This is a genomic window from Rahnella perminowiae (genome assembly GCF_019049695.1).
Taxonomy (GTDB): domain Bacteria; phylum Pseudomonadota; class Gammaproteobacteria; order Enterobacterales; family Enterobacteriaceae; genus Rahnella; species Rahnella perminowiae.
In genome coordinates, this window is record NZ_JAFMOT010000006.1 from 1 (window position 1) to 253 (window position 253).

The window sequence follows — 253 nt, forward strand, 5'->3', positions numbered from 1 at the left end:
CTTTCAGCGCCCGGCATTCCAAACTCAGATCGGCAAACATTTGCTTCAGACGACGATTCTCGTCCTCAAGGTCTTTGATTTTTTTGATATCAGCGGCTTCCATCCCGCCATATTTTGCTTTCCAGTTGTAATAGCTGGCTTCAGAAATAGCAGCCTCGCGGCACACATCTTTGACGGTCCTGCCAGCCTCGACTGATTTCAGGACGGCGATGATCTGGTGCTCAGTGAATCGGATCTTACGCATAGCGATCTC

The 253-nt window shown here is 49.8% G+C and carries 1 protein-coding gene; it reads right to left on the bottom strand.

The window, feature by feature from the left end; genetic code table 11:
* Positions 1-244: transposase (locus J1781_RS00015; RefSeq protein ID WP_217232979.1), on the bottom strand; the 244-nt coding region annotated here is incomplete at its 3' end.
* Positions 245-253: the final 9 nt, after the last annotated feature.